The organism is Streptomyces sp. CB02261 (assembly GCF_001905665.1).
In the GTDB taxonomy this organism is placed as follows: Bacteria; Actinomycetota; Actinomycetes; order Streptomycetales; family Streptomycetaceae; genus Streptomyces.
The window spans coordinates 164,295-191,153 of record NZ_LIVX01000013.1; the positions used below are offsets into that span (position 1 = coordinate 164,295).

The 26,859-nt window shown below is 73.8% G+C and carries 25 protein-coding genes; 12 read left to right on the forward strand and 13 right to left on the reverse strand.

From position 1 onward, the window contains the following. The first annotated feature begins 93 nt into the window (after window positions 1-93). The 3 genes from AMK29_RS32910 to AMK29_RS32920 all read left to right on the forward strand — a co-directional run bounded on the left by AMK29_RS32910 (window position 94) and on the right by AMK29_RS32920 (window position 3,181). On the forward strand, window positions 94-834 hold the full coding sequence (locus AMK29_RS32910) for an alpha/beta hydrolase (RefSeq protein ID WP_073819721.1): 741 nt from the start codon (window positions 94-96) through the stop codon (window positions 832-834). Window positions 835-954: 120 nt separating this feature from the next. Further along, window positions 955-2,232, forward strand: a complete 1,278-nt coding sequence (locus tag AMK29_RS32915) for an NAD(P)/FAD-dependent oxidoreductase (RefSeq protein ID WP_073819722.1) — start codon at window positions 955-957, stop codon at window positions 2,230-2,232. 10 nt (window positions 2,233-2,242) lie between these two features. Beyond that, window positions 2,243-3,181 (forward strand): sigma-70 family RNA polymerase sigma factor, encoded by a 939-nt coding sequence (locus tag AMK29_RS32920; RefSeq protein ID WP_073819723.1) that lies wholly within the window; start codon window positions 2,243-2,245, stop codon window positions 3,179-3,181. 27 nt (window positions 3,182-3,208) lie between these two features. On the opposite strand, the gene AMK29_RS32925 is transcribed toward AMK29_RS32920, so the two are convergent. Further along, on the reverse strand, window positions 3,209-4,705 hold the full coding sequence (locus AMK29_RS32925; protein WP_073819724.1) for an IucA/IucC family protein: 1,497 nt from the start codon (window positions 4,703-4,705) through the stop codon (window positions 3,209-3,211). A 47-nt stretch (window positions 4,706-4,752) separates the two neighbouring features. On the opposite strand from AMK29_RS32925, the gene AMK29_RS32930 reads away from it, so the two are divergent. Beyond that, on the forward strand, window positions 4,753-6,447 hold the full coding sequence (locus AMK29_RS32930; protein WP_073819725.1) for an IucA/IucC family protein: 1,695 nt from the start codon (window positions 4,753-4,755) through the stop codon (window positions 6,445-6,447). Here AMK29_RS32930 and AMK29_RS32935 read toward each other — a convergent pair. Beyond that, complete coding sequence (locus AMK29_RS32935) at window positions 6,444-6,845, reverse strand: hypothetical protein (protein ID WP_073819726.1); 402 nt, start codon at window positions 6,843-6,845, stop codon at window positions 6,444-6,446. The genes AMK29_RS32930 and AMK29_RS32935 overlap by 4 nt on opposite strands. Before the next feature lie 212 nt (window positions 6,846-7,057). Between AMK29_RS32935 and AMK29_RS32940 the strand changes: the two genes are divergently transcribed. The 4 genes from AMK29_RS32940 to AMK29_RS32955 all read left to right on the forward strand — a co-directional run bounded on the left by AMK29_RS32940 (window position 7,058) and on the right by AMK29_RS32955 (window position 11,312). Then, the gene (locus AMK29_RS32940; protein WP_073819727.1) at window positions 7,058-8,278 is read left to right on the forward strand and encodes a sensor histidine kinase; all 1,221 of its coding nucleotides are present in this window, start codon (window positions 7,058-7,060) and stop codon (window positions 8,276-8,278) included. Next, on the forward strand, window positions 8,275-8,943 hold the full coding sequence (locus AMK29_RS32945; protein WP_073819728.1) for a response regulator: 669 nt from the start codon (window positions 8,275-8,277) through the stop codon (window positions 8,941-8,943). The genes AMK29_RS32940 and AMK29_RS32945 overlap by 4 nt, the downstream gene beginning before the upstream one ends. Window positions 8,944-9,114: 171 nt before the next feature. Continuing rightward, window positions 9,115-10,413 (forward strand): cytochrome ubiquinol oxidase subunit I, encoded by a 1,299-nt coding sequence (locus tag AMK29_RS32950; protein ID WP_073819729.1) that lies wholly within the window; start codon window positions 9,115-9,117, stop codon window positions 10,411-10,413. Between the two features lie 119 nt (window positions 10,414-10,532). Then, window positions 10,533-11,312 (forward strand): cytochrome d ubiquinol oxidase subunit II, encoded by a 780-nt coding sequence (locus tag AMK29_RS32955; RefSeq protein WP_073819730.1) that lies wholly within the window; start codon window positions 10,533-10,535, stop codon window positions 11,310-11,312. On the opposite strand, the gene AMK29_RS32960 is transcribed toward AMK29_RS32955, so the two are convergent. Together AMK29_RS32960 and AMK29_RS32965 are read right to left on the reverse strand one after the other, a co-directional pair. Continuing rightward, window positions 11,290-12,453, reverse strand: a complete 1,164-nt coding sequence (locus AMK29_RS32960) for an AI-2E family transporter (RefSeq protein WP_073819765.1) — start codon at window positions 12,451-12,453, stop codon at window positions 11,290-11,292. The two genes, AMK29_RS32955 and AMK29_RS32960, sit on opposite strands and share 23 nt — an antisense overlap. A 307-nt stretch (window positions 12,454-12,760) precedes the next feature. After that, window positions 12,761-12,955, reverse strand: coding sequence for a DUF3046 domain-containing protein (locus AMK29_RS32965; protein WP_073819731.1), 195 nt, complete (start codon window positions 12,953-12,955; stop codon window positions 12,761-12,763). 79 nt (window positions 12,956-13,034) lie between these two features. Here AMK29_RS32965 and AMK29_RS32970 point away from each other — a divergent pair, with 79 nt between their 5' ends. Beyond that, the gene (locus AMK29_RS32970; protein ID WP_073819732.1) at window positions 13,035-13,964 is read left to right on the forward strand and encodes a hypothetical protein; all 930 of its coding nucleotides are present in this window, start codon (window positions 13,035-13,037) and stop codon (window positions 13,962-13,964) included. A gap of 40 nt (window positions 13,965-14,004) precedes the next feature. Here the strand turns inward: AMK29_RS32970 and AMK29_RS32975 are convergent, their stop codons facing one another. The 3 genes from AMK29_RS32975 to AMK29_RS32985 form a co-directional block, all read right to left on the reverse strand. After that, window positions 14,005-14,313 carry an AzlD domain-containing protein gene (locus AMK29_RS32975; RefSeq protein ID WP_073819733.1) on the reverse strand — a complete coding sequence of 103 codons (309 nt, stop codon included), beginning with the start codon at window positions 14,311-14,313 and terminating at the stop codon, window positions 14,005-14,007. Beyond that, a complete protein-coding gene (locus AMK29_RS32980) occupies window positions 14,310-15,050 on the reverse strand; it encodes an AzlC family ABC transporter permease (RefSeq protein ID WP_073819734.1) in 741 nt (246 codons plus the stop codon). The genes AMK29_RS32975 and AMK29_RS32980 overlap by 4 nt, the downstream gene beginning before the upstream one ends. Before the next feature lie 162 nt (window positions 15,051-15,212). Then, window positions 15,213-16,049 carry an AraC family transcriptional regulator gene (locus tag AMK29_RS32985; RefSeq protein WP_073819735.1) on the reverse strand — a complete coding sequence of 279 codons (837 nt, stop codon included), beginning with the start codon at window positions 16,047-16,049 and terminating at the stop codon, window positions 15,213-15,215. Between the two features lie 98 nt (window positions 16,050-16,147). Here AMK29_RS32985 and AMK29_RS32990 point away from each other — a divergent pair, with 98 nt between their 5' ends. The 3 genes from AMK29_RS32990 (at window position 16,148) to AMK29_RS33000 (ending at window position 22,552) form a co-directional block, all read left to right on the forward strand. Beyond that, window positions 16,148-20,797, forward strand: coding sequence for an Lhr family ATP-dependent helicase (locus AMK29_RS32990; RefSeq protein WP_073819736.1), 4,650 nt, complete (start codon window positions 16,148-16,150; stop codon window positions 20,795-20,797). Between the two features lie 35 nt (window positions 20,798-20,832). Beyond that, on the forward strand, window positions 20,833-21,642 hold the full coding sequence (locus tag AMK29_RS32995) for a DNA-formamidopyrimidine glycosylase family protein (protein ID WP_073819737.1): 810 nt from the start codon (window positions 20,833-20,835) through the stop codon (window positions 21,640-21,642). A 142-nt stretch (window positions 21,643-21,784) separates the two neighbouring features. Then, window positions 21,785-22,552 carry an SDR family NAD(P)-dependent oxidoreductase gene (locus AMK29_RS33000; RefSeq protein WP_073819738.1) on the forward strand — a complete coding sequence of 256 codons (768 nt, stop codon included), beginning with the start codon at window positions 21,785-21,787 and terminating at the stop codon, window positions 22,550-22,552. Here the strand turns inward: AMK29_RS33000 and AMK29_RS37535 are convergent. From AMK29_RS37535 to rimO, 6 genes are all read right to left on the reverse strand, one after another. Further along, a complete protein-coding gene (locus AMK29_RS37535; RefSeq protein ID WP_073819739.1) occupies window positions 22,500-22,769 on the reverse strand; it encodes a hypothetical protein in 270 nt (89 codons plus the stop codon). The two genes, AMK29_RS33000 and AMK29_RS37535, sit on opposite strands and share 53 nt — an antisense overlap. A 189-nt stretch (window positions 22,770-22,958) precedes the next feature. Next, a complete protein-coding gene (locus AMK29_RS33010; protein ID WP_073819740.1) occupies window positions 22,959-23,429 on the reverse strand; it encodes a Dps family protein in 471 nt (156 codons plus the stop codon). Window positions 23,430-23,676: 247 nt separating this feature from the next. Continuing rightward, window positions 23,677-24,060: a helix-turn-helix domain-containing protein gene (locus tag AMK29_RS33015; RefSeq protein WP_073819741.1), complete on the reverse strand. Its 384-nt coding sequence runs from the start codon at window positions 24,058-24,060 to the stop codon at window positions 23,677-23,679. A 94-nt stretch (window positions 24,061-24,154) separates the two neighbouring features. Continuing rightward, window positions 24,155-24,691 carry a CinA family protein gene (locus AMK29_RS33020; RefSeq protein ID WP_073819742.1) on the reverse strand — a complete coding sequence of 179 codons (537 nt, stop codon included), beginning with the start codon at window positions 24,689-24,691 and terminating at the stop codon, window positions 24,155-24,157. Continuing rightward, window positions 24,688-25,362, reverse strand: coding sequence for a CDP-diacylglycerol--glycerol-3-phosphate 3-phosphatidyltransferase (gene pgsA / locus AMK29_RS33025; protein ID WP_073819743.1), 675 nt, complete (start codon window positions 25,360-25,362; stop codon window positions 24,688-24,690). Before pgsA ends, AMK29_RS33020 begins: the two co-directional genes overlap by 4 nt. Then, window positions 25,359-26,852 (reverse strand): 30S ribosomal protein S12 methylthiotransferase RimO, encoded by a 1,494-nt coding sequence (gene rimO, locus AMK29_RS33030; RefSeq protein ID WP_073819744.1) that lies wholly within the window; start codon window positions 26,850-26,852, stop codon window positions 25,359-25,361. Before rimO ends, pgsA begins: the two co-directional genes overlap by 4 nt. Window positions 26,853-26,859: the final 7 nt, after the last annotated feature.

Consider the following 26,859-nt stretch of genomic DNA (forward strand, 5'->3'; position numbering starts at 1 on the left):
ACGTATCGACGTGGGTGCTCTCCTCCGGGGTCACGGTCGGGCGATAGGTCGTCGTCCGGGAGCGCCGTTCTGCGCACTCCGAAAGGCACGACCATGCATGTCACTTCTGAGCAGCGCCTCGACGACGGTGTCCTCGAGCGCGGATTCACCCTCGGCGAGATCCCCGGCATCCTGTGGACACCCGCATCCGCGTCCGGGTCCGCACCGGTGCCGCTGATCCTGCTCGGCCACCCGCCGCTGGGGCTGCGCGCGATGTACCCGCGACTGGCGGCACGGGCCCGGCAGGCCGCGGCGGACGGTTTCGCCGCCGCCACCATCGAGCTCCCGGGAAGCGGCGACCGGCCCCGTCAGGCCGCCGCCGACCAGGCTCGCGCCGACCTGCGCCGGGCCATGGAGGCCGGCGAGCCGGTCGGGGACGAGATCATCGACGCCCTCGTCCTGCCGCTCGTCGACCAGGCGGTCCCCGAATGGCAGGCCGCCCTGGACGCCCTCCTGTCGCTGCCCGAGATCGGCGGCCCGGTCGGATACTCGGGGGGCGTGATCTCCATCGGCGTCCGCCTCGCGGTGGTCGAGCCGCGGATCGAGGCCGCCTGCCTCTTCGCCGGGAGCTTCGTGCCCCGCGTCATGTTCGAGGAGGCGCGTCGGGTCACCATCCCGCTGCACGTCCTGCTGCAGTGGGACGACGAGGGGAACGACCGGCAGGCGGCCCTGGACCTGTTCGACGCCTTCGGCTCCGAGGAGAAGTCCCTGCACGCCCACATGGGCGGGCACACCGGCGTCCCGCAGTCCGCGGGGGACGCCGCGGCCCGGTTCTTCACCCGGCATCTGGGCTGACAACCGGTCGCCCCCGCCGCCCGACCGGCGACGGGGGTGACCCACGTCACACCCCTCTCCTGTCAGCAAGGGAGGCGCCATCCCGTCAAAGGGGCACGCGAACGAGACAGGAGCCCTGCCATGAAGCACCGCATCGTCGTCCTCGGCGCCGGATACGCCGGGGCCTTCGCCGCCGGAACCCTGGCCCGTCGGCTCTCCCCCGCCGACACCGAGATCACCGTCGTCAACGCCGCGCCCGACTTCGTCGAACGGATGCGGCTCCACCAGCTCGCGAGCGGCCAGGACCTCCCGGTCCGCAAGCTCGCCGACGTGTTCGCGGGCACCGGGGTACGGCTGCGCCTGGCGCGCGTCACCGGCATCGACCCCGAGCGCAGGACCGTCACCCTGACCGGCGTCGACCCCGAGCGTAGGACCCTCCCCCCGACCGGCGAGGACGGCGACCGGTTGGACGGCGTGGGCGACGGCGGCAGCCACGGCCACGCGCGCGCGTACGACACGCTCCCGTACGACACGCTGCTCTACACGCTCGGCAGCTCCGTCGCCCACCACGGCGTCCCCGGCGCGGCCGAGTACGCCTTCGACGTCACCGGCCGGCCCTCCGCGCTGCGTCTTCGCGAGCGTCTGGCCGGCCTGGGCGAGGGCGGCACCGTACTGGTCGTCGGTGAAGGACTGACCGGCATCGAGACCGCCACCGAGTTGGCCGAGTCCCGGCCCGATCTCTCGGTCGCGCTCGCCGCGCGCGGGGAACTGGGCGCCTGGCTCTCCCCGAGGGCCCGCCGTCACCTGCGCCTGGCCTTCGACCGGCTCGGCATCACCGCCCACGAGCACACCCGCATCGAGACCGTCGAGCCGACACGGGCGGTCGCCGCCGACGGCACGTACCTCCCGGCCGACGTGACCGTCTGGTCGGCCGGCTTCGCCGTGGCCCCCCTCGCGGCCGCCGGCGGCCTGGAGGTCGCCGGGAGCGGCCGGATCGTCGTCGACCGCACCATGCGCTCGGTCTCGCACCCCGACGTCTACGCCGCCGGTGACTGCGCCTACGCGATCGGCGACAACGGCAGGCCGCTGCCGATGTCCTGCGCATCGGCCGGCTTCACCAACATGCAGGCCACCGCCGCGATCATCGCGCGCCTCACGGGCGGCGAGGTCCCGACCTCCGGCCTGAAGTACTTCGGAAACCACATCAGCCTCGGGCGGCGGGACGCGATCTTCCAGATGGTGGACGCGGAGGCCCGGTCGAAGCCCTGGTACCTGGGCGGCCGGACCGCCGCACGGCTCAAGTCGGGAGTGCTCGACGCGGCCGGGTGGGGCATCGCCCATCCGACCTTCGGCCTGCCGAAGCGCAGGCGCGGCCTGGCCGCCGCGCCCGGCCCGGCCGGTGTACGGGTCGCCGCCTAGGCTGCTCCGCATGGACAGCGCGGCCGTCGACAGGTTCGAGGCCAGCCGGGGCAGGCTGGCCTCGCTCGCGTACCGTCTGCTCGGCTCGGCGACCGACGCCGAGGACGCCGTGCAGGACACCTTCCTGCGCTGGCAGGCCGCGGACCGCGAACGGGTCGATGTGCCGGAGGCGTGGCTGACCAAGGTCGTCACCCACCTCTGCCTCGACCGGCTCCGCTCCGCACAGGCGCGTCACGAGCGGGCCGCCGGGGACTGGCTGCCCGAGCCGCTCCTCGGGGGCGACCCGATGCTCGGCCCCGCCGACACCTTCGAGCAGCGCGAATCGGTGTCCTTGGCCGTACTGGTCCTCATGGAGCGCCTCTCGCCGGTCGAGAGGGCCGCCTACGTCCTGCGTGAGGCCTTCTCGTACCCCCACGCCGAGATCGCCAGGATCCTCGACATCACCGAGTCCACGAGCCAGCAGCACGTTCACCGGGCCCGGCGCCGCGTCGCCGCCGAGCGCCGCCGCGGCGGCGAGGTGGACCCCGCGTCCGCCCGCCGGATCGTCGAGGAGTTCCTCGCCGCCGCCACGTCGGGGCGCACCGAGCGACTGGTGGAACTGCTCACCGCCGACGCGGCCGTGGTCTCGGACGGAGCCGGACTGGCCCGGCGGCTGGTGCGCTACAGGACGCGCGAGCGTGTCGCCTCCTTTGTGCGGGCCGGGCTCAGGCCCACTCCGGCGAAGCGGCGGCTGGCCGGCGGCTCCATCGCGTTCCACATCGAGTCGGTGAACGGTTCCCCCGCTGTCCTCGCCGTGGTCGACGGCCGGGTCGTGGGCGCGGTGGCGTGCGACCTCAGCGACGGAAGGATCGCGTTCCTGCGCGGCATCGCCGCCGTGGACCGGCTCACCCGCCTCAACGAGGCCTGGAGCCGGCGCGAACCCGGCGTGCCGGTCATCGAGGCCTGGTGAGCGGAGGACCCTCCGGAGCCGCGCCGCTCAGGCCGACAGGGGATGCGGGAGGCCCGTCCACAGGTCCCCGCCGCCGTCCGGATCCAGTCGCATCAGGGTGAGCGCCTTCGCCGGGAGCGGTTCCGTCCGCAGGGCGTGCAGGTCCGGCGTGGGTGCGAGGCCCCGGGTGGCCGCCTCCAGGACGCTGCCGAGCGTCGGCGCGTCGCCGGCCAGGGGGCCGAGCGCACCCGTGACCAGGCTGCCGAGGACCTTGCGGCGGAGCACGGCCGGGTCGTCGTTCAGGAGTCGGCCGCTCACGGGCGGGGCCGGGATGCCGTGCCGGGCCAGGCGGGCGGGGCTGATGCGGATGTCGGCGAGGTCCCGGTAGACGAGGCGCCTCGTCCGGTCCTCGGCGTCGACGACGGCGAGCAGGTTCTGGCCGTGCGCCTCCAGGGCCACCCCGAGGTCGAGCAGGTCCAGGCAGATGCCGAGGGCGAGGTGCGCGAAGTCCACGATCCGGCGCAGCCGTTCGTCCGGCGCGTGGTGGGCGAGGAGCGCGGGAAGGACGGCGACCGGTACGACCCGCTCCCCGGCCTGCGCGTGGACGTGGGGTGCCTCGCGCAGCAGCGCCGCCAGGTCCGCGTTCCCCGCCCCCGCCACCGCGAGCGTCCGCGCGATGTGCAGCCGCCCGTCGAGACGGCGCACGAGCCGCTCGACGACGTCGGACGTCGCCATGGCGTGGGTGACGGTGTACGCCGAGATGTCCCGCACGGTCGAGGTGAGCCGCGTGCTCAGCGACGTCTTGACGTGCGTGTCCCCACCGATGTCGAGCGTCCGCAGCGACAGCAGGGGGTGCCCGGACGGACCGGGCCGAAGCGTCGGCCCGGTCAGGACGTGCTCGGCCTGCCAGGGGTGGACGGGGATCAGTACGGCGGCGCCTTCGCGCAGCTCGCGGGGCCATGTCCCCGACACCGCCGCGCCCTCGACCGGGGCCAGCCGCAGGGCGACCACGGGCCGGTGTTCCGGCGCGTACGCCAGTTGCTCGACGGCGGAGAATCCGGGCCGGCAGCGACAGCCCGGGTGGTACGGATGCCCGTCGGTCTCCGCCTGCTCCCACTCCCACGGGTGGGCCGGCGGGGCCGTGGGTCGGGACGCCGTACGCGAGAGGGCCATGGACGCGACGCTGTGGTCGAGCTCGGCGGCGAACCGGCCGCCCCGTGGCACGGCGAGGGCCGCCATGAGCTCAGCCGGATGGTCGTACCGGCGCCCGTCGAGGTCGAGCCCGGTCACCGAGGCCGCCGTCGCCCAGGGGTCGGAGGGCGGACCGTGCAGCCGTCGCCCGTCGTCGAGGCGCAGGGTGACGCCTTCGCGGTCGGCCGACCGTGCGTCGACCCAGGGCAGCGGCTCGTGGACGAGACCGCGCCACAGCCGGGTCAGCACCGCGGCCCTGGCGCCGGGAAGCGCCTCGGCGTACGCGGCCGTGAGACCCGGCCGGGCCGTGTCCAGCTCGGCGGCGAGGGTCCGCTCCGCGGCGGTTCGGCACATGCGGATGTTCTATCGCAGCCGCAGACGATCCACACATACTGAAGTCGATGAACGCACTCACGCGGACCGCCGACGCGCTGGCGGTGACGCCCCTCCTCAACTGCCTGCTCCGCGAGACCACGGACCCGGCGGAGGACCCGTCGGGGCGGCCGTCGGGGGGCCGGGCAGAGGAGTCGGCAGGGGGTCGGGCAGGGCGCCCGGCACGGCGGTCGGCCGGGGACCCGGCGGGGGGCCGGGCAGCGGACCCGGCAGCGCAGTCGGCAGAGAGCCCGGCGAGAGGCCTGCCTATCGACCCCGCAGAGGCCTCTGCGCCCGCCCCCGCGTACACCGTCCACCGCCTCCGCGGCAGCGGCCGGCTCCTGCGGGTCCGCCCCGGCCACCGCCCCTCCGGCGCCGAGCTGTGGACGGGGAGCGCCTGGCGGCCGCTGCGCCACGCCGGGCTCGTCGACCTCGCCGTCCAGGAGATGCACGCCTCCACCGGGCGCCACAACCCCGCCCTGGCCGCCGAGATGGCCGCCAGCCGTGCGGCCGTGCGGGCCGTGCTCGCCGCGCGCGCCCGCACGACACCGCCCGACGACCTCTGGCTCCGCTCCGAACAGGCCCTGGTCATGGGCCACCCCTGCCACCCGGCCCCCAAGGCGCGTACCTGCGACGGTCCTCCTGCCGCCTGGCTGCGCTACGCGCCCGAGGCCTACGCCCGGTTTCCGCTCGTCCTGCTCGGCGTACGTGACGACGCGGTCGTCGAGGACGGCGACACCGCGGCCCTGGACGCCCTCGGCGAGGCTCCCCCCGGCTACCGGCTGCTTCCCGCCCACCCCTGGCAGCTCGCACTGACCGACCGGACCACGCGCGTGCGTGCCGCGTTCGCCGACGGCCGCCTCGTCCGGCTGGGCGTCACTCCCCGGGCCGCGCGGCCGACGGCCTCGGTCCGCACCCTGCACCTCCCGGGCGAGGTCTCGGGGGGCGGCGGGGACCTGTTCCTGAAGTTCAGCCTCGACGTCCGGATCACCAACGACGTCCGCCGGATGCGCCGCCACGAACTGCTCCATGTGCGCTGCACGGACCCGCTGGTCACCGCCGCCTTCGCCGCCATGGGCGGCCCGGCGGCCTGGCTCAGCGACCGCGGCTACCGCACGGTCGACGGCCTCTTCGAGACCTGCGCCGTCGTCGTCCGGGACGGCCTCGCCCGTCACCTGGCCCCCGGCTCGACCGCCGTGCTGGCCGCCGCGCTCGCCGAGGGCTTCCACGGCAACCCGCTCGACCGGGTCGACGACCCCCTGCCCTGGTGGTCGGCGTATCTCCGCTGTGTCGTGGCGCCCGTCCTCGAGGCGTTCGCCCGCTTCGGTGTCGTCGTGGAGTGCCATCTGCAGAACACGCTGATCGCCGTGGACACGCACGGCATGCCCGTCCAGTCCGTGTTCCGTGACGCGGAGGGCGCCAGGACGGTCCCCCGGACGCCCCGCGCGGCCGCCTGGCGGAGACTCGTCTACTGCCTCGTCGTCAACAACCTCTGCGAGATCGCCGGCGCGCTCACCCACCGCTTCCCGGGCTCCGGCCCCGCCCTCTGGGCTGTGGCCCGCGCCGAGTTCGAGCGGGGCGGCCGGCTGCCGGAGCTCCCCGACGTCAAGGAGCTGCTCGACTCCCCCACCCTCCCCGGCAAGGCGAACCTGCTCTCCCGCTGGATCGGCGCGGAGGCGACCGCCCCCCACTACCTCCCCGTGCCCAACCCCCTGCGCCCCTAGGAGCCCGCGGGGCTCTCAGGTCCCGTGGGCTCCGCCGCCCCCGCAGGTCCCGTACGCCCCCGCCCGCGACGCGCGCGTACCGCCCATACCGCGCGCGTGATGCCGTACCCGAGGAGCCAGGGCAGCACCGTGATGCCGAGGACGTACACGAGGAGGTAGCCCAGGACGTCGTCCCGGTGGCCGGGGCGGTCCCAGGACTCCAGGGGCATCACGATGACGATCGCGGACACCACCACCGGCACCAGTGGCAGCAGCACGGACCACAACCGCGGCCCCAGGCCCGGCCGCCGGGCGCACCACACCCCCATCGCGCCCATGAGGAAGGGCCCGCACGGCACCCACAGCAGCACCGGGAGCAGAAACAGCGCCCACCACTCGTCGGATGTTCCGTACATCATCGACGCCCCCTGACCCCGTCCCCGCCCCGCACCCCGACCCGGCGGAACCCCGTCCCCGCCCCGCACCCCGACCCGGCGGAACCTCGCCCCCCGGCGAAGCCCCCGCGCCCGGCGAGACCCCGCCCCTGTCCCGGCGAAGCCCCCCGCGCGCCCCCGGCCGGGCCACCCGCGCGTACCGCCTCGGAAGCGAGCCCCCGCCTATCCTTCGACGCATGTCGCTCCCCCTCCGTTCCCCCGGCGGACGTCTGTCCCCGCGGGCCGCCGACGCCCTCGTGGCCGGTGTCGTCCTGCTCGTCGTCGCCGTCTGGACGCTCGTGTCCGCGGCGCACACGAGCGAGCCCGCCGTCCGTACGGCGCTCGGCTGGATGCTCGTCGTGGCCGGGTGCGGGGCCCTGTACTTCCGGCGGCGGCAGCCGGTCGCGGTCGCCGTCGTCACGCTGCTCACCTGCGTCGTCTACTACCCGCTGTCCGCGCAGGACGGCCCGCTCATGATCGCCTTCGCGCTCGCGCTCTACACGACCGCCGCCGAGGGCCGGTTCGCCGCCGCGGTGGCGCTCGCCGCCGTCACCCTGCTCGCGGTGGGGGTCGGGGAGATCCGGCAGCAGCCGGGGCACCGGCAGATCGACGACACCTCGCTCGCGATGCTGGCCGGCTGGCTGATCAGCCTGGTCGCCGTGGGCCGGGCCCAGCGCACCAGGAGCGCCTACCTCCACGAGGTGGAGCAGCGGGCGCTCGCCGCCGAGCGGGAGCAGGAGGCCCGGGCCCGGCAGAGCGCCACCGAGGAGCGGCTGCGGATCGCCCGGGAGGTGCACGACGTGCTCGGCCACAGCATCTCGCTGATCAACGTCCAGTCCGGTGCCGCGCTGCACCGCCTCGGCAAGGGCCCCGCCCCCGAGGCCGGGCTCGCCACCGCCACCGAGGCCCTGGAGGCGGTGAAGGCCACCAGCAAGGACGCGCTGCGCGAGCTGCGGGCCACCCTCGGGATGTTGCGCCGCGCCGACGAGCCCACGCCGACGGCCCCGCCGTCCTCCGGTCTCGCGCTGCTCGGGGACCTCGCGGGGCGCGCCCGGAGCGCGGGGCTCGACGTCCGTACGGAGAGCACCGGCACCCCTGTGTCCCTGCCTCCGGCCGTGGACCTCGCCGCGTACCGGATCGTGCAGGAGTCGCTGACGAACATCACGCGCCACGCGCGCGCGAAGACCGTCCGCGTGTCCCTCGACTGGGGCACGGACACCGTACGGCTGCGGATCGAGGACGACGGGGAGGGAGCGCCGGAGGGGAGGCCGCTGGGCAGCGGCATCCGCGGCATGGCCGAGCGGGCCCGCGCGCTGGGCGGCGGGCTGACCGCCGACAATGGGGAGGGCGGCGGTTTCCTGGTGGACGCCCGGCTGCCGTTCTCCGTACCCGCCGTGTCCGAGGGGGACCCCCGATGATCCGTGTCGTGCTCGCCGACGACCAGACCCTGGTCCGGGCCGGCTTCCGGTCGATCCTCTCCGACGAGGAGGACATCGAGGTCGTCGGAGAGGCCGGGGACGGTGAGCGGGCGATCGGGCTCGCGCGCGAGCTCCGCCCGGACGTGGTCCTCATGGACATCCGCATGCCGGTGCTCGACGGCCTCGAAGCGACCCGTCGCATCACCGCCGACGAGCGGCTCACGGAGGTCCGGGTGGTCATCCTGACCACGTTCGACGCCGACGACCACGTGTACGGGGCGCTGCGCGCGGGTGCGTCGGGTTTCCTCGTGAAGGACACCGAGCCGATGGAACTGCTGCACGCGGTACGGGTGGTGGCGCGCGGCGACGCCCTGATCGCCCCGGCCGTGACTCGCCGTCTGATCGCCGAGTTCGCCGGCCGGGCCGGACGGCAGCCGGACCCGAGTCCCCGCCTCAACGTCCTCACCGAGCGTGAGCGCGAGGTCCTCGGCCTGGTGGGGGCCGGGCTGTCCAACGACGAGATCGCCGGCCGTCTCGTGCTCTCCCCCGCGACGGCGAAGACCCATGTCAGCCGGATCATGACCAAGCTGGCCGTACGGGACCGGGCGCAGCTGGTGATCCTGGCGTACGAGTCCGGGATGATCACCCCGGGCTGGCTGGCCTGAGACCGCCGGGCGCGTCGGCCCCGCCTGATCGACAAGGCACCCCTAGGGGACGGGACCCGGCGGGGACAACTCGTGGGGTACGCGCGCGCGGGCCGGCGCAACCGGTGGGGTACGGCCGGTGTCCACCCGGGGGTGACGCCCGGCCCGTGACCGTACGCCGACGCTGTTCGGGTGAACCAGGACGTACTCGATCTCGCGCGGCTGCAGTTCGCCCTCACGGCGGGCGGCCACTTCCTCTTCGTCGCCCTCACCCTGGGGCTCGCGACGGTCGTCGCCGTGCTCCAGACGAAGGCCACGTTCGGCCGGAAGCCGCTGGACGCGCGCATGGTGCGGTTCTGGGGCCAGCTGTACGTGATCAACTACGCGGTCGGGATCGTCACGGGCCTCGTGATGGAGTTCCAGTTCGGCATGGCCTGGAGCGGGCTCACGCACGAGGCGGGGAACGTCCTCGGCGCCTCGCTCGCCGTCGAGACGATCGTGGCGTTCTTCGTCGAGTCGACCTTCCTCGGCCTGTGGATCTTCGGCTGGAACCGGCTCAACCGCTGGGCGCATCTGGCCGCGATCTGGATCGTCGTCCTGACCGCCTGGCTGTCGGCGTACTGGATCCTCGTCTCCAACGGCTTCCTCAACCACCCGGTGGGGTACGGCTCCGAGCACGGCGAACTCGTCCTGGACGACCCGCTCGCCGTACTGATGAACCCCTCCGCGCTGCTGGCCTTCGGTCACGTCCTGGCCGGAGCGCTGCTCACAGCCGGTTTCTTCATGGCCGGGGTGAGCGCGTACCACCTGTTCCGGCGGAGCCCCGAGTGGGAGTTCTTCGGCCGGAGCCTGCGGATCGGGGTGTTCCTCTCGGCGCCCGCGCTGATGGTGACCGCCGCCTTCGGTGGTGTGCAGTTCGCCGTGCTCGACGCCTTCCAGCCCATGAAGTCCGCCGTCTTCAGCGGGAAGGCCGCCGAGATCGCGCGGGTCCAGGCGGAGCTGACGGAGCGTTTCGGTCCGGGGGACTACGTGCCCTCGGAAGCGTGGACCCGTGGCGGTGCGCTGCTGATGCTCGTCAGCTTCGCCCTGATGATGTACCTGTGTTTCGCCGGGGTGATCCTGGCCTCCTTCAAGAAGGTCGTCATCCGGTTCCGGTTCTGGCACGTCGTCCTGATGGCGGCCGTGCCGCTGCCGTACCTCGCGATGATCAGCGGCTGGGTCTTCCGGGAGTCCGGGCGGCAGCCCTGGGTGGTCTACGGCCTCCTGAAGACGGAGGACGCGGTCTCGGACCTCTCCCCCGGCACCATGCGCCTCTCCCTCGCCGTCTTCACCACGGTCTTCGTGCTGCTCGCCGTCCTCAACGCCTGGCTCCTCACCCGGCACGCCCGACGGGGTCCCGTCGAGTCGGGTCTCGGCCACGACGAACGCCCCGCCGAGGCCGAGGACGGAACACCCGACCCTGCCGACGCGCTCCCCGCACCCCGCTACTGAGCCGCGCCCTGCCCCTCGTACCGCGCCCACCGCTGCCCGTACGCGCACCCTGCCCCCAGCCGCCCCACCCCCCGTACCGAGTCCCGCCCGCACCACCGAGGAAAGCCCGAGGAGCCCCCGTGGAGACCCTGGCCATCGCCCTGCTCGCCTTCTTCGCGGCGGGCTGGTCCGTCCTCGCCGGGGCGGACATCGGGACCGGCATGCTCATGCCCTGGCTCGGCCGGAGCGACCGGGAACGCCGGCTCGTCCTCGCCTCCTTCGCTCCCTTCTTCCTGGGCAACGAGGTCTGGCTCGTCGCCACCGTCGGGGTCCTCGTCGGCTGCTTCCCCGCCCTGGAAGGAGAACTGCTCAGCGGTCAGTTCCCGGTCCTCGTGGCCCTGCTGACCGGCTGGATCCTCCGCGACGCGGCCCTCTGGTCGCGCGGCCGGGGCCCCGGTCCGCGCTGGCGCGCGGCCTGCGACGGGGCCGTGACGTCCGGGAGTTGGGCCGTCGCGCTCTCCTGGGGGTGGCTGCTCGCGGCTCTCCTCACCGAACGGCCGTACGCACCGGCCGCCGGCCCCACGGGCGTCCTCGCCGCGCTCGCCGTGGCCGCGCTGTTCTCCGCGCACGGGCTGGGTTTCGCCACGCTGCGGCTCACGGGGCTGCCGTACGAGCGGGCCCGCAGGCTCGTCGGACACGCCGGGCGTCCCTGGCAGTCCTTCGCGCTCACGGCGGGCCTGATGGGCGCGCTGCCGCTCTGGGCGGGGACCGCGCTGCCGCTGGCCGAGCGGGCCGCCGACCCGGGCACGCTCGGACTGCTCGTGCCCGCCCTGCTGTGCGTCACCCCGCTGCTCGTAGCCGTCCAGGCGTGGATCTGGCACGCCTTCCGGCACCGGGTCACCGGTCCTTCGTATCTCTGAGGTCCGCTTCGCGCTCCTCCTTGGCCGCGGCTTCCTTCTTGTGGTGCAGGGCCTTCTGCAGCCGGGCCACCACCGCCTCGCCGTACCTGCGGTGGCCGTGGACGCGCGGGTCGTCCGTCACGTCGTACCGCTTCACGTAGGCGCCCAGGAAGGCCTGGAGCGTGGCGATGGCCGGGATGGCGATCAGCGCGCCGACGGCGCCGAGCAGCGCCGTCCCGGCGATGACCGAACCGAAGGCCACCGCCGGGTGGATGTCCACCGTCTTGGAGGTGAGCTTCGGCTGGAGCACGTAGTTCTCGAACTGCTGGTAGACCACGACGAAGCACAGCACCCACAGGGCGTACCAGGGGTTGACCGTGAAGGCGATCAGCATCGGCAGCGCGCCGGCCAGATAGGTGCCGATGGTGGGGATGAACTGGGAGACCAGGCCGACCCACACCGCGAGCGCGGGCGCGTACGGCACCTCCAGGATCTCGAAGAGCACGAAGTGCGCGAGACCCGAGATGAGGGCCATGAGGCCGCGGGAGTAGAGGTAGCCGCCGGTCTTGTCGACCGCGATCTCCCAGGCCCGCAGCACCTCGCTCTGCCGGGCGGGCGGCAGGACGGAGCAGAGCGCGCGCCGCAGCCGGGGTCCGTCGGCCGCGAAGTAGAACGAGAACAGGAAGATCGTCAGGAGCCGGAACAGACCGCCGAGGACGGTGGCGGAGATGTCGAGCACGCCGGCCGCGCTGTTCTGCACGTACTTCTGCAGCCAGTCGGAGCTCAGGACGCTGTCCTGGACCTCGACCCGCGACAGGTCGGTGTCGAAGCTCTGGTTGATCCACTTGATCACCGAGTCGAGGTACTGGGGGAAGTTCTCGACCATGTCCACGATCTGGCCGGCGAGCATCGACCCCAGAAGAACCACGAAGCCGACGCCGAAGACCAGGACGGCGAGGAAGACGAGGAAGGTGGCGAGGCCGCGGCGCATCCCCCTGGCCGCCATGCGCCCCACCGCCGGTTCGATGGCGAGGGCGAGGAAGAAGGCGAGCAGGATGTTGACGAGGAGACCGACGAGCTGGTGGAACGCCCAGCTGCCCAGCTGGAAGCAGGCGTAGAGCGCGAGCGCGAGGACGAGCGCGCGGGGCAGCCAGCGCGGCATCCTGGCGGGCGGAGCCGTGGAGACCCCCGGGCCGGCCGTCGCCGTCGAGTCGGCCGGGGCGGTCGTCACCTCGGCGCCGGTCGTCGCCTCCGCGCCGGTCGGCCCCGGCGGGCCGTTCGGATCGGTCGGTTCGGGCGGGCCGGTCGGGTCGTTCGGTTGGGTTGCGTCAGTCGGGGCCACTCCGCCAGTCTCGCGCACCGCACGGACATTCCACCCGGGACCCCGCACATCCCCGCCGGTCGTCCCGCCCCGCGCCGGGTGACGGGGCGCCGCTCACGGCCCGACCGCCCCGACCGTCAGGAGCGGGTCAGCGCTTGTCGGCCGGCACGTCGACGGCGGCACAGACGGCCCGCCACACGTCCTTCGCCTCCCAGCCGGCGTCCAGCGCCTCGTGTACCGTCCGGCCCCCGAGCTCCGCCATCACGTGGTCCCGCGCGAAGGACTCGGCGTAGGACGCACCGAAGTGGTCCGCCATCCGTTCCCAGAAAATCGTCAACCGCATGACCCCAGTATCCCGCTCCCAAGAGTGCAGCCCGCTCCGTAGGCCTTGTCACCGCGTCTTTCCGCCCTACGGTCGGAGCATGGCCGAAAAACCCCACTCCTCCTCGCACGCGACTCCCCTGGCCCGCGCCGAGCGTTTCATCTGGCTGACGGCCCGTGTCCTCGAACAGCGCAGGTTCGCCTACCACTTCCTGCGCGGCGGCGCGGATCAGGTGGAGACGGCCCTCGCCGCGTACCTCAACGAGGACGGCGGCTACGGTCACGCACTCGAACCCGATCTGCGCGGACCGGTCAGCCAGCCCCTGCACACCGCGCACGCGCTGCGGGTCCTGGACTCCATCGGCCGCTGCGGCGGGCTGCGCGTGGAGCGGATCTGCCGCTACCTCACGGAGGTCTCCACCCACGAGGGCGCGCTCCCGGCGATCCACCCGTCGCAGCGCGCCTATCCGTCCGCGCCGTTCGTCCCGGTCGTCGACCACCCGCCGAGCGCACTGCTCTCGACCGGGCCGGTGGTCGGGGTGCTGCACCGCAACCAGGTCTGGCACGCCTGGCTGTTCCGGGCCACCGAGTTCTGCTGGTCGGCCGTGGAGTCGCTGGAGACGTCCCACCCGTACGAGATCGAGGCCGCCGTCGCCTTCCTGGACGGGGCCCCGGACCGCTCGCGCGCGGAAGCCGCGGCCGACCGCCTCGGGCGTCTGGTCCGCGAGCAGCGGCTCGCCGTCCTGGACCCGGACCGGGAGGAGGACCACCCCCTCGCCGACGGCTACGCGCCCGGCGAGTTCCACTTCCCGCACGACTACGCGCGCGTGCCGGACTCGCTGGCCGCCCGCTGGTTCACGGACAAGGAGATGGCCCGTTCCCTCGACCGGCTCGCCGCCGACCAGGAGGAGGACGGCGGCTGGCCGATCCGCTGGCGCGCCTGGGCCCCCGGCTCGGCCCTGGAGCGGCGGCCGATCGTCACCGTCGAGGCCCTGCGCACCCTGCGCGCCCACGGCCGCCCCGTCGGCTGAGCCCGCCACCGGGCCGCCGCCGTGGCCCCCGGGGCGACGGTCACCAGCCCAGGGCCCGTACGCCTGCCGTCACGGCGACGGCGGCGCCCACGACGACCAGGAACGGTGCCCGCAGGACGAGCGCGAGCGCCGCCGCGACGAGCCCGGCGGCGCGGGCGTCCAAAACGACGGTGCTGCCCGCGCCGAACGTCTGCTGGGCGGTCAGCGCGGCGAGCAGCGCCACGGGCAGCAGCGCGGCGAGCCGCTGCACGAGCGGCCGCTCCAGGGCGCCGGCGGGGACGAGCAGACCGATCAGCTTGACCAGGTAGCAGCCGACGGCGGTCAGGCCGATCGCGATCCAGACGTTCATCGGGGGTCCTTCTCTCGTGCGGCCGGGGCCGAGCGGCGGCCGCGGGCCCAGAGCACCGCGGGCGCGGCGAGGGCGGCGGCGAGGACCGGGACGCCCGCGGGGAGCACGGGCAGCAGCCCGAGGCCGAGCAGGACGGCGAGCCCGGCGGTGGCCCGCTCGGTCGCGGACTTCAGCATGGGGGCGAGCAGGGCGAGGAAGACGGCGGGGCCGGCCGCGTCGAGCCCCCAGGCCGCGGTGTCGCCGATCGCCTCGGCGCCGAGCGCCCCGAGCAGCGTCGTCGCGTTCCACAGGACGTACAGCGTGAGTCCGGTGATCGTGAACCCGAGGCGAGCGGCCCGCCGGGACGGCTGGGCCAGGGCGACCGCCGTGGTCTCGTCGATCACCCAGTGGGCGGCGAAGGGCCTGACGGCCCGGGGGACGGCGAGGAGCTGGGAGAGCCGCAGGCCGTAGAAGGCGTTCCGGGTGCCCAGGAAGAAGGCGCCGGCGGCGGCCGTGAACGGGTTGCCGCCCGCGGCGAGCGCTCCCACCAGGGCGAACTGCGAGGCGCCGGTGAAGACCAGCAGGCTGAGCACGCAGGTCTGGAGGACGCTGAGGCCCGAGCCCGCGGAGGTGACGCCGAAGGCGAAGCCGGAGAGCCCGACGGCGACGCCGACGCCGAGGGCGTCGCGGACGACGGCCGCGTCGGCCTTGGCCGGCGCGCCGTCGCGTATGACGGGGGGTGCTGTCTGTTCTGCCACGTCAGAGACGTTACGGCGGCACCGGCGATCCGGTCTTGTACGTTCTTGCGCCACCACCACCGTCACCGCCACCGTCACCGCCACTTGCCCCCTGCCTGTCGGTCCGGCCCACGGCCGGTCGCGGCCGGACGCGCCGGGACCGGTCGGCGCTCGTCGGCTCCCCTACGAGGCCCGGCGTCCGGTGCCCCGCGCGCGCTGGTACGCCCCGGGCGGCACACCGACGCTGCGCGTGAAGTGCCGGTTGAGGTGCGACTGGTCGGTGAAGCCGACGGCGGCCGCGGCGGCCGCCGGGGGCGTACCGGCGTCCAGGAGCTGCCTGGCCCTCCGTACGCGCGCGTCGGTGAGCCAGGTGTGCGGCGGCATCCCGTACGCGTCCCTGAACCCCCGCAGGAGGGCGAAGGGGCTGGTGCCGAGCTCGTCGGCGAGCCGCTCCAGGGTCGGCGGCGCGGTCATGCGGTCCTCCAGGACTGCACGCGCGCGGGCCGCGTTCCTCGCGCCCGCCGAGAGCGCCGGAAGCGGGGTGACGAGCCCGCCGTGACTGCGCAGCATGCGGGCCGTGACCAGGCGGAGCAGGCTGTCGGCGGCGAGCGCGTTGCCCTCCTCCGCGGCCCGGTGGACGCCGACGACGAGCCGGGCGGCGTACGGGTCGTCGACGACGGGAGCGGTGAAGCCGACCGAGCCGCGCAGGGCGAGGGTGTCGGCCGCGATGGACCGGACGATCTCCGCGTCGGGGTAGATCGTGCGGTACGTCCAGCCCTCGGGCACGCCCGCGTGCCCGGTGTGCGGGGTGTCGGGATTGACGAGGGCGATCTGGCCGGGGCCCGCGTGGACGAGCTCGTCCCGGTAGTGGAAGGCTTCGACGCCTTCGGTGATCGCGGCGAAGACGAAGGTCTCGTGGGTGTGCCGGGCGAAGGCCTTGCGGATGTAGTGGGCGTGGAGGAGGTCGACCCCGGGCAGCTCGGCGTACTGCCAGTACCGTGCCCGCTCCCCGCTCGCCATGCCTCCATTCTGCGACAGGGCCCGCGGCGGCGCCGCCGCCGGACCGGTTCCACCCCAGGTCCGGGCGGTTGTCAGTGGCCGGGTGCACGATGGGGGGCATGGTCAGGTCCGCGCTCGACTCGTTCTCCCCCGCGACCCGTGGTTGGTTCACCGGGGCCTTCACCGCGCCCACGGCGGCGCAGGAGGGCGCCTGGCAGGCCATCGGCGCCGGCTCCGACGTGCTCGTCGTCGCTCCCACCGGCTCCGGCAAGACGCTGGCCGCCTTCCTGGCCTCCCTGGACCGGCTGGCCTCCTCGCCTCCGCCGGCCGAGCCGAAGAAGCGCTGCCGCGTGCTGTACGTGTCGCCGCTGAAGGCGCTCGCCGTGGACGTCGAGCGGAACCTGCGCTCGCCGCTGACCGGCATCCGGCAGGAGTCGGTCCGGCTGGGGCTGCCCGAGCCGGACGTACGGGTCGGCATCCGGTCCGGTGACACCCCGCCCGCCGAGCGCAGGTCGCTCGCGACCCGGCCGCCGGACATCCTCATCACCACGCCCGAGTCGCTGTTCCTGATGCTGACCTCCGCCACCCGCGAGGCCCTCGCGGGCGTGGAGACGGTCATCCTGGACGAGGTGCACGCGGTCGCGGGCACGAAGCGGGGCGCGCACCTGGCCCTGTCCCTGGAGCGGCTCGACGAGCTGCTGCCCCGCCCCGCGCGCAGGATCGGCCTCTCCGCCACGGTCCGGCCGGTGGACGAGGTGGCCCGCTATCTGTCGCCGGGGCGTGCCGTGGAGATCGTCCAGCCGCCGTCGGGGAAGGAGTTCGACCTCTCCGTCGTCGTCCCCGTCGAGGACATGGGCGAGCTCGGCGGCTCCCCCGCGTCCGAGGGCAAGGACGGCGGCGACAAGCCGTCGATCTGGCCGCACGTCGAGGAGCGGATCGCCGACCTCGTCCAGGCCCACCGTTCCACGATCGTCTTCGCCAACTCCCGCCGTCTCGCGGAGCGGCTGTGCAACCGGCTGAACGAGATCGCGTACGAGCGGGCCACCGGCGAGCCCCTCCCCGACACGGGCTCCCCCGCCGAGATCATGGCCCAGTCGGGGGCGGCGCAGGGCGCCCCGGCGCTGCTCGCCCGCGCCCACCACGGCTCGGTGTCGAAGGAGCAGCGCGCCCAGGTGGAGGAGGACCTGAAGGCGGGCCGGCTGCCCGCCGTGGTGGCGACCTCCAGTCTGGAGCTGGGCATCGACATGGGCGCGGTCGACCTGGTCGTGCAGGTCGAGTCGCCGCCGTCGGTGGCGTCGGGACTGCAGCGCGTGGGCCGCGCGGGACACCAGGTGGGCGCGGTGTCGACGGGCGTGGTCTTCCCGAAGTACCGCGGCGACCTGGTGCAGGCGGCCGTGGTCACCGAGCGGATGCGTTCGGGTTCCATCGAGTCGATGCGGATCCCCGCCAATCCGCTGGACGTCCTCGCGCAGCAGCTCGTGGCGATCGTCGCGCTCGACACCTGGCAGGTGGACGACCTGCTCGCCCTGGTGCGCCGGGCGGCGCCGTTCTCCTCGCTGCCGGAGTCGGCGTTCACGGGCGTGCTCGACATGCTCGCGGGCCGCTATCCGTCGGACGCGTTCGCCGAGCTGCGCCCCCGCGTAGTCTGGGACCGGGTCGCCGGGACGGTCACGGGGCGGCCGGGCGCGCAGCGGCTCGCGGTCACCTCGGGCGGCACGATCCCCGACCGTGGTCTGTTCGGCGTGTTCCTCGCGGGCTCGGACCCCAAGAAGGGCGGCGGCCGCGTCGGGGAGCTCGACGAGGAGATGGTGTACGAGTCGCGGGTCGGCGACGTGTTCACGCTGGGCACGACGTCCTGGCGGATCGAGGACATCACCCGGGACCGGGTCCTCGTCTCCCCCGCGCCGGGCGTGCCCGGCAGGCTGCCGTTCTGGAAGGGCGACCAGCTGGGCCGTCCGCTCGAACTGGGCCGGGCGCTCGGCGCGTTCCTCCGCGAGGTCGGGGCCCTCACGGACGACGACGCCCGGCTGCGGCTGCTCGCCGCGGGCCTGGACGCCTGGGCGGCGGACAACGTCCTGGCGTACCTCAAGGAGCAGCGCGAGGCCTGCGGCCACGTGCCGGACGACCGGACGATCCTCGTCGAGCGTTTCCGGGACGAGCTGGGGGACTGGCGGGTCGTCATCCACTCCCCGTTCGGCGCGCAGGTGCACGCGCCGTGGGCGCTGGCGCTCGGCGCCCGGCTCGCCGAGCGGTACGGCATGGACGCGCAGGTGATGCACGCGGACGACGGCATCGTGCTGCGCCTGCCGGACGCCGACCTGATGGGCCTGGACATGGGCCTGGACCTCCTCGACCACGAACCGGTCGACCCCGGCCGGCACCTCGACACGACCTACGACGCGGACAAGGCGCCGGTGGGAGCCGCCGACGCCCTCTTCGACAAGGGCGAGATCGAGCAGATCGTCACCGACCAGGTCGGCGGCTCCGCGCTGTTCGCGTCCCGCTTCCGCGAGTGCGCCGCGCGCGCCCTGCTGCTGCCCAAGCGGAACCCGGGCAAGCGCACCCCGCTCTGGCAGCAGCGGCAGCGCGCGGCCCAGCTCCTCCAGGTGGCGAGCGAGTTCGGCTCGTTCCCGATCGTCCTGGAAGCCGTCCGCGAGTGCCTCCAGGACGTCTTCGACCTCCCGGGTCTGAAGGAGCTCATGGGGGACATCGAGGCCCGCCGGGTCCGCCTGGTCGAGATCACCACCCCCGAGCCGTCTCCCTTCGCCCGCTCCCTGCTCTTCGGATACGTGGCGCAGTTCCTGTACGAGGGCGACTCCCCGCTCGCCGAGCGGCGAGCGGCCGCGCTCTCCCTGGACTCCCGGCTGCTCGCGGAGCTGCTCGGCCAGGCGGAGCTGCGCGAGCTCCTCGACCCGGACGTCCTGACCGAGCTGGAGCGCGAGCTGCAGTGGCTGACGGAGGACCGGCGGATCAAGGACGTGGAGGGCGTCGCCGACCTGCTGCGGGTCCTGGGCCCGCTCACCGACGCCGAGCTGGTCGAGCGGGGCGCCGAGACGGGCTGGGCGCCCGACCTCGGGACCGCGCGCCGCGCGATCCGGGTGCGGATCGGGGGCGTGGAGCACTGGGCCGCGATCGAGGACGCCGGCCGGCTGCGGGACGCCCTGGGCACGGCCCTGCCGGTCGGCGTGCCGGAGGCCTTCACCGAACCGGTCAAGGACCCGCTGGGCGACCTCCTCGCGCGGTACGCGCGCACGCACGGCCCGTTCACCTCCTCCCAGGCCGCCGCCCGCTTCGGCCTCGGCGCGGCCGTGACCGACGGCGCCCTCCAGCGGCTGGCCGCCTCGGGCCGCGTCGTCCAGGGCGAGTTCCACCCCTCCGGCATCGGCCAGGAGTGGTGCGACGCCACCGTCCTGCGCCGGCTGCGCCGCCGCTCCCTGGCCGCCCTGCGGCACGAGCTGGAGCCGGTGCCCCCGGCGGCGCTCGCCACCTTCCTGCCGCAGTGGCAGCACCTCGGGAGCAACAGCCTGCGGGGCATCGACGGCCTCGCCCGAGCGATCGAGCAGCTCCAGGGCGCGCCCGTCCCCGCCTCGGCCCTGGAGAAGCTGATCCTGCCGTCCCGGGTCCTGGGCTACACCCCGGGGCTCCTCGACGAGCTGACGACCACCGGCGAGGTCGTCTGGGCGGGCGCCGGCGCACTGCCCGGCAAGGACGGCTGGGTCTCGCTGTACCTCACGGACGCGGCGCCGCTGCTCCTCCCGCCGCCGCACCCGCTGGAGCTGTCCGCGCTGCACGAGTCGGTGCTCACGGCCCTCTCCGGCGGCTACGGCCTCTTCTTCCGCCAGATCGCCGACCAGGTCCGGGCCACCACCCACCCTGACGCGACCGACCCGCAGCTCGCCGACGCCCTCTGGGACCTGGCGTGGTCGGGCCGGCTCACCAACGACACCCTGGCCCCGCTGCGCGCGCTCCTCGGCTCGGGCCGTACGGCCGGATCCACCGCCCACCGCGCGCGGCGCACGGTGCCCCGCGGCCGGTACGGCACGCTGACGCAGGCCGCCAGGACCGCTTCCCGCACGGGGCCGCCCACGGTCTCGGGCCGCTGGTCGCTGCTGCCCCCGCTCGAACCGGAGCCGACCCATCGGGCGCACGCCCTGGCCCGCACGCTCCTGGACCGGCACGGCGTGGTCACCAGGGGCGCGGTGGCCGCCGAGGGCGTGGAGGGCGGCTTCTCGGCCACGTACCGGATCCTGGCCGCCTTCGAGGACAGCGGTCAGGCCCGGCGCGGCTATGTCGTGGAGGGCCTCGGCGCGGCCCAGTTCGCGATGGACGGCGCGGTGGACCGGCTGCGGGCGGCGGCGACCGCCCGCGACCGCGGCGCCGAGGCGGCGGCCGGTCCACGGGCGCTGGTCCTCGCCGCGGCCGATCCGGCGAACGCGTACGGGGCGGCCCTGTCCTGGCCCGAGTCCCCGACCGACGCCGGTCACAAGCCGGGGCGGAAGGCGGGCTCACTGGTGGTCCTGGTCGACGGCGAGCTGACGCTCTACATGGAGCGGGGCGGCAAGACGCTGCTCTCCTGGGCGACGGAGCCGGACGACCCCGCCCTGACGGCGGCGGCCGAGGCGCTGGCGGCGGCGGCCCGTGCGGGGACGCTGGGCACGGTCACGGTGGAACGGATCAACGGCGGGACGTCCCTCACGTCCCCCCTGTCCCGCCCCCTGGAAGCAGCCGGCTTCCTGGCCACCCCCAGAGGCCTCCGCCTCCGCCCCTGACCGCACGCCCCTCCCCCACCCGGCACACTGGACCCGTGCCCGAAGGAGACACCATCTGGCAGGCGGCCCACCGTCTGCACACCGCCCTGGCCGACCGGGTCCTCACCCGCTCGGACCTCCGCGTGCCCCGGTTCGCCACCGCCGACCTCACCGGCCGGACCCTCCTCGACGTCACCTCACGCGGCAAGCACCTGCTCGCCCGGATCGAGGGCGGCCTCACCCTCCACTCCCACCTCCGGATGGACGGCTCATGGCGGGTGTACGCCACCGGGGAGCGTCCGCGCGGCGGCCCCGACCACCAGATCCGCGCGATCCTCGGAAACGCGGAGTCCACCGCGTACGGCTACCGGCTCCCTGTCCTCGAACTGATCCGCACCGCGGAGGAGTCCCGTGTGGTGGGCCATCTCGGCCCGGATCTGCTCGGCCCGGACTGGGACCCGGACGAGGCGGTCCGCCGACTGGCCGCCGACCCGTCCAGGACCCTGGGTGAGGCGCTGCTCGACCAGCGGAACCTGGCCGGCATCGGCAACGTGTACAAGTCGGAGCTGGCCTTCCTCGCCGGCGTCACCCCCTGGCTGCCGGTCGGCGAGCTGGACCCCGAGGTTCCGGAGCGGCTCGTGGTGACCGCCCACCGCCTCCTGGAGGCGAACAAGGACCGCCCCGACCGGCGCACGACCACCACAGCGCGCCACCGAGGCACCCAGCTGCACGTCTACGGCCGCGGGGGGCACCCCTGCCTGCGCTGCGGCACCCCGATCCGCAAGGCGGAACTCGGCGACCGGGTCACGTACTGGTGCCCGGGCTGCCAGCGGGGCCCCGACAGCGACACGACCCCCACCGCCTGAAGGACCACCCCGCCCCCACACCTCCGACCGGCACCGTCAAAGCCCCACCCCTCCGACCGGCACCATCAGAAAACCCCACCGCCACCCCCACCACGAACCCCATCAATTGACGCCCCGTCAGATTCCCCCGTACCGTCCCCCCATGGCGACCCTCCCGGCATACGACCTCACCGGCCGCACCGCCTTCGTCACCGGCGCCGCGAGCGGCATCGGCCGCGCGACGGCGCTCCTCCTCGCCGAGGCCGGCGCCACGACGCACTGCGCGGACCGGGACGGACAGGGAGCCGAGGAGACCGCGGCCCTGATCGCCCGCGCGGGAGGCACCGCACACCCGCACCTCCTCGACGTCACCGACCGGACCGCCCTGGCCGCCGCCGTCCACGCGGCGGGGCCGCTGCACGTCATGGCCGCGATCGCCGGCGTCATGCACACGAGTTCGGTCCTGGAGACCCGCGAGGAGGATTTCGACCGCGTGCTCGCGGTCAATTTCAAGGGCGTGCTGTACGCGTGCCAGGAAGCGGCCCGCTCGATGATCGACGCCGGCGTCCCCGGCTCGATCGTCACGATGGCCTCGGGGGCGATGGACACCGCGAGCCCCGGGCTCCTCTGCTACAGCGTCACCAAGGCGGCCGTCGTCCAGCTCACGAAGACCCTGGCGACGGAGGTGGGCCCGTACGGCATCCGGGTCAACACGGTCGCCCCGGGCTGGGTCCGCACCCCCATGACGGACCGCCACGAGCCGGCCGCGCAGCAGCAGGCGGAGGCGGCGATGATCCGTCACTCACCGCTGGGGCGGGTCGGGGAGGCCCAGGACATCGCTCACGCGGTCCTGCATCTGGCCTCCGACGCCTCCGCGTTCACGACGGGTCAGATCCTGCGCCCCAACGGTGGCGTCGCGATGCCCTGGTGAGCCGTCGGACCACCGCGCCCGGCCGCCCCGACGAGGAGGCCACGTGCACCGGCAGCAGGCTCAGGCCCCAGCCCGACGCGGCCATCGCGGCCTCGACCGGCCCGGCCTCGCCGGGGGCCAGCACCAGACGCAACACCGCCCACCACCAGAGCCCCCCGGCCGCCAGCCCGATCGCGACCAGCGCGAGCGTCGCCGGCGGTACCCGTCGCCGTACCATGGCCGCCTCCTGCCGCCGACGCTAGACCGGCAGGATCACCCTGCGGGAGGGCGTACCGGTGTCAGACCCGGCGCGCACCGCGGATATCGCCACCACGGGCGCCGCCTCGTCGGCGAACGCCGCCACGGACGCCCTCGCCCACACCTCAGGCACCTCGACCACCGGAACCGTCACCGTCGCGACCCGTCCTCACACGCTCTCGGCCTGGAACATCCACGCGTGCTTCTCGAGTTCACCCGTCAGAGTGATCAGGATGTCCTCGCTGACCGGGTCGGGGTCACCGGTGGCCTCGATGCGCTCCCGCATCCGGGTGATGACGGCACCGAGCGAGGCGACGAGGATGCGGACCGCCTCCTCGTCCTTGATCCAGCCCTCCGGCACCTTTCCGATGGCGCTGGAGGAGGCCACGGTCGCCGAGCGTCCGTCCGGGCTCACACCGAGGGCGGAGGCGCGCTCGGCCACGGTGTCGGAGTGCTGCCGGGCGGTGTCGACCACCTCGTCCAGCTGCAGGTGAACGGAACGGAAGCGCGGCCCGACGACGTTCCAGTGCACCTGCTTGGCGACGAGGGCCAGGTCGACCAGGTCGACCAGCGCCCCCTGGAGCGCGTTGCCGACCGTCTTGAGGTCGGCCTCGGACAGCGGGCTCTTCACGACAGACATTGCGAATCTCCAACCAGTCGAACGTTTCCCCACCATGGCACGCCTCACCGGAACCCGGCATCTCAAACAAAACGCCCCGCGCGCGAAGGAAGAAGGAAGAAGTGCCCGCGTGCCCGCGCATGTGTCAGGAACAGCCCACGCATGCGTCGAACGGCCCGCGCGTGCGTCAAGAACTGCGGGAAGAAAAGAAGAAGCCCCGGTCAGCACCCCACCAGGGGGTACCGACCGGGGCTTCTCCCGCTTCGGTTCAGGCAGCGACGACGTCGACCGCTTCCGCGGGCGCCTTGATGGTCACCCGCTCGGTGGGGACACCCGCCACCGACGTCACCGACACCGAATTGAGCCTCGGGCGTACCGGTGTCGGCACCGGTTCGCTCGCCGCCGCCGACTCGGCCAGTTCGGCCAGTGACAGCTCGTCGCTCACTTCACGCATGAGCTCGGACATCCGTACGTCCAGCGCGTCGCAGATCGCGGAGAGCAGCTCGGAGGATGCCTCCTTCTGCCCCCGCTCCACCTCGGAGAGATAGCCGAGCGAGACTCGGGCGGACGAGGAGACTTCGCGCAGAGTACGGCCCTGACGCTGGCGCTGCCGACGCAGCACGTCACCCAACAGGCGACGGAGCAGAATCATCGGTGGCTCCCTCCTCGGACCGCGTAGCCGCATCCTTCACGCCCCACCGTACCGCCTCGCGCTGCGGCCGTGCGGGGAGCGATGTCGTGTTCACTCAGGGCTGCAAACATCCATTCCCCCCGTTGTGTTCCGTATCCTGTGCCCGCGCATTTCCCGAGAGTTCCTCACGGAGCAGTTCCAACACGCTCCGTACGCTCTCTCTACGGATGTCCGCCCGGTCGCCGTTCAACCGCAACGAGACCACTTTCCCGGCGCGGGCGCCGGTCGCGTCCGGCCCCGCGACCGCCACGTAGACGGTCCCGACGGCCTGTCCGTCCTGCGGGTCGGGCCCCGCCACCCCGGTCGTGGAGACGCCCCAGTCGGCGCCGAGCCGGTCCCGTACACCGGCCGCCATCTGCAGCGCGACCTCGGGGTCCACGGCGCCGCGCTCCGCGAGCAGGGCGCCGTCGACCCCCAGCAGCTCGTGCTTGAGGGCGGTCGCGTAGGCGGTGACGGACCCGCGGAAGACGGCCGAGGCCCCCGGCACCCCGGTGAGCTCCGCGGCCACCAGGCCCCCCGTGAGCGACTCCGCGGCGGCCAGCGTGTGACCACGCTCCGCGAGCAGCGCCAGCACCCGGGCGGCCACGGTCACCGTGCCGCCGTCTCCGGTCGCGCCGCCGCCCGCTCCGCCGCGAGCCCCATGCGTCGCAGCACGACCGCCTGGCGTACGTAGTCCAGACCCGTGACGACGGTCAGCACGACGGCCACCGTCATCACCCAGAAGCGCAGGGTGGCCAGCGGCCCGGTGAGCATCAGCACGTACATGCCGACCGCCGTGCCCTGGGCCAGCGTCTTCATCTTGCCGCCGCGGCTGGCCGGGATGACCCCGTGCCGGATCACCCAGAACCGCATCAGGGTGATCCCCAGTTCCCGGGCCAGGATGACCCCGGTCACCCACCAGGGCAGGTCCCCGAGCATGGACAGGGAGATCAGTCCGGCCGCCATGATCGCCTTGTCGGCGATGGGGTCGGCGATCTTCCCGAAGTCCGTGACCAGGTTGTACGCGCGGGCGAGGTGCCCGTCGAAGACATCCGTGATCATGGCGACGGCGAACGCCGCCCATGCCCAGGCGCGCCACGCGGGGTCGTGTCCGCCGTCCTGGAAGAGCAGCAGCACGAAGGCCGGCACGAGCACGAGCCGGATCATGGTCAGGATGTTGGCGATGTTCCACAGGCTGGCCTGGTTGACAGCCGCCGAGCCCAGCTTGCCGCGGGGCGCCGGCCTACCGGTCCCGCCCGTCGCGGATGCCGGGACTCCGGTCATCTGGCTGCCTCCTCGAAAAGACACTCGGCCACCAGGTCGACGCCCTCCGTGCCGACGACCTTCGCACTGACCATACGGCCGGGGGCCAGATCGGGGCTCGAACCGTCGGCCGTGGTCAGGACCACCTGACCGTCGGTCTCGGGGGCCTGGTGGGCAGCGCGGCCGATCACGCCGTCCTCCTCGTCGAAGGACTCGACCAGTACCTCAAGGGTCTCTCCGATCCGCTCTTCCGCGCGCTGGGCGGTGAGCTCCTCGGCGAGCCGGGAGAGGTGGGCGAGCCGTGCGTCGACGACGTCCTGGTCGAGCTTGTGCTCGTACGTGGCGGCCTCGGTGCCGTCCTCGTCGGAGTAGCCGAAGACGCCGATGGCGTCGAGCCGCGCGTGGGTGATGAAGCGTTCCAGCTCGGCGAAGTCGGCCTCGGTCTCGCCGGGGAAGCCGACGATGAAGTTGGAGCGGGCGCCGGCCGTGGGGGCCTTGGCACGGATGGTCTCCAGGAGCTCCAGGAAGCGGTCGGTGTCACCGAAGCGGCGCATGGCCCGCAGCACGTCCGGGGCGCTGTGCTGGAAGGACAGGTCGAAGTACGGCACGACCTTCTCGGTCGAGGTGAGGACGTCGATCAGACCCGGCCGCATCTCGGCGGGCTGGAGGTAGCTGACGCGAACGCGCTCGATGCCGTCCACGGCGGCCAGCTCGGGCAGTAGGCCCTCCAGGAGCCGGATGTCCCCGAGGTCCTTGCCGTAGGAGGTGTTGTTCTCGGAGACCAGCATGATCTCCTTCACGCCCTGCTCGGCGAGCCAGCGCGTCTCGTTCAGCACGTCCGAGGGACGGCGCGAGACGAAGGAGCCGCGGAAGGAGGGGATGGCGCAGAAGGTGCAGCGTCGGTCGCAGCCGGAGGCCAGCTTCACGGAGGCGACGGGGCTGGTGTCCAGGCGGCGGCGGAGCGGCGCGCGGGGCCCGGAGGCGGGCGCGAGTCCCTCGGGGAGGTCGGACGGCGCGTCGACGGGCGCCTCGGCGGCGTCGCCGTGTCCGGGGAGCGCCACGGCGGCGGCGGCCTCCTGGCGCTCCACGGGGGACAGCGGCAGCAGCTTGCGCCGGTCACGCGGGGTGTGCGCCTCGACACTGCCACCGCTGAGGATGGTCTGGAGGCGGTTGGAGATGTCGGAGTAGTCGTCGAAGCCGAGTACTCCGTCGGCCTCGGGCAGGGCCTCTGCGAGCTCCTTGCCGTACCGCTCGGCCATACAGCCCACGGCGACCACGGCCTGGGTCCTGCCGTGGTCCTTCAGATCATTGGCTTCGAGCAGGGCGTCGACGGAGTCCTTCTTGGCGGCCTCGACGAATCCGCAGGTGTTGACGACGGCGACGTCCGCGTCCTCGGCGTTCTCGACGAGCTCCCAGCCGTCCGCTGCCAAGCGGCCTGCGAGCTCCTCCGAGTCCACCTCGTTACGGGCGCAGCCAAGAGTGACAAGGGCGACGGTACGGCGTTCGGGCATGGACTCA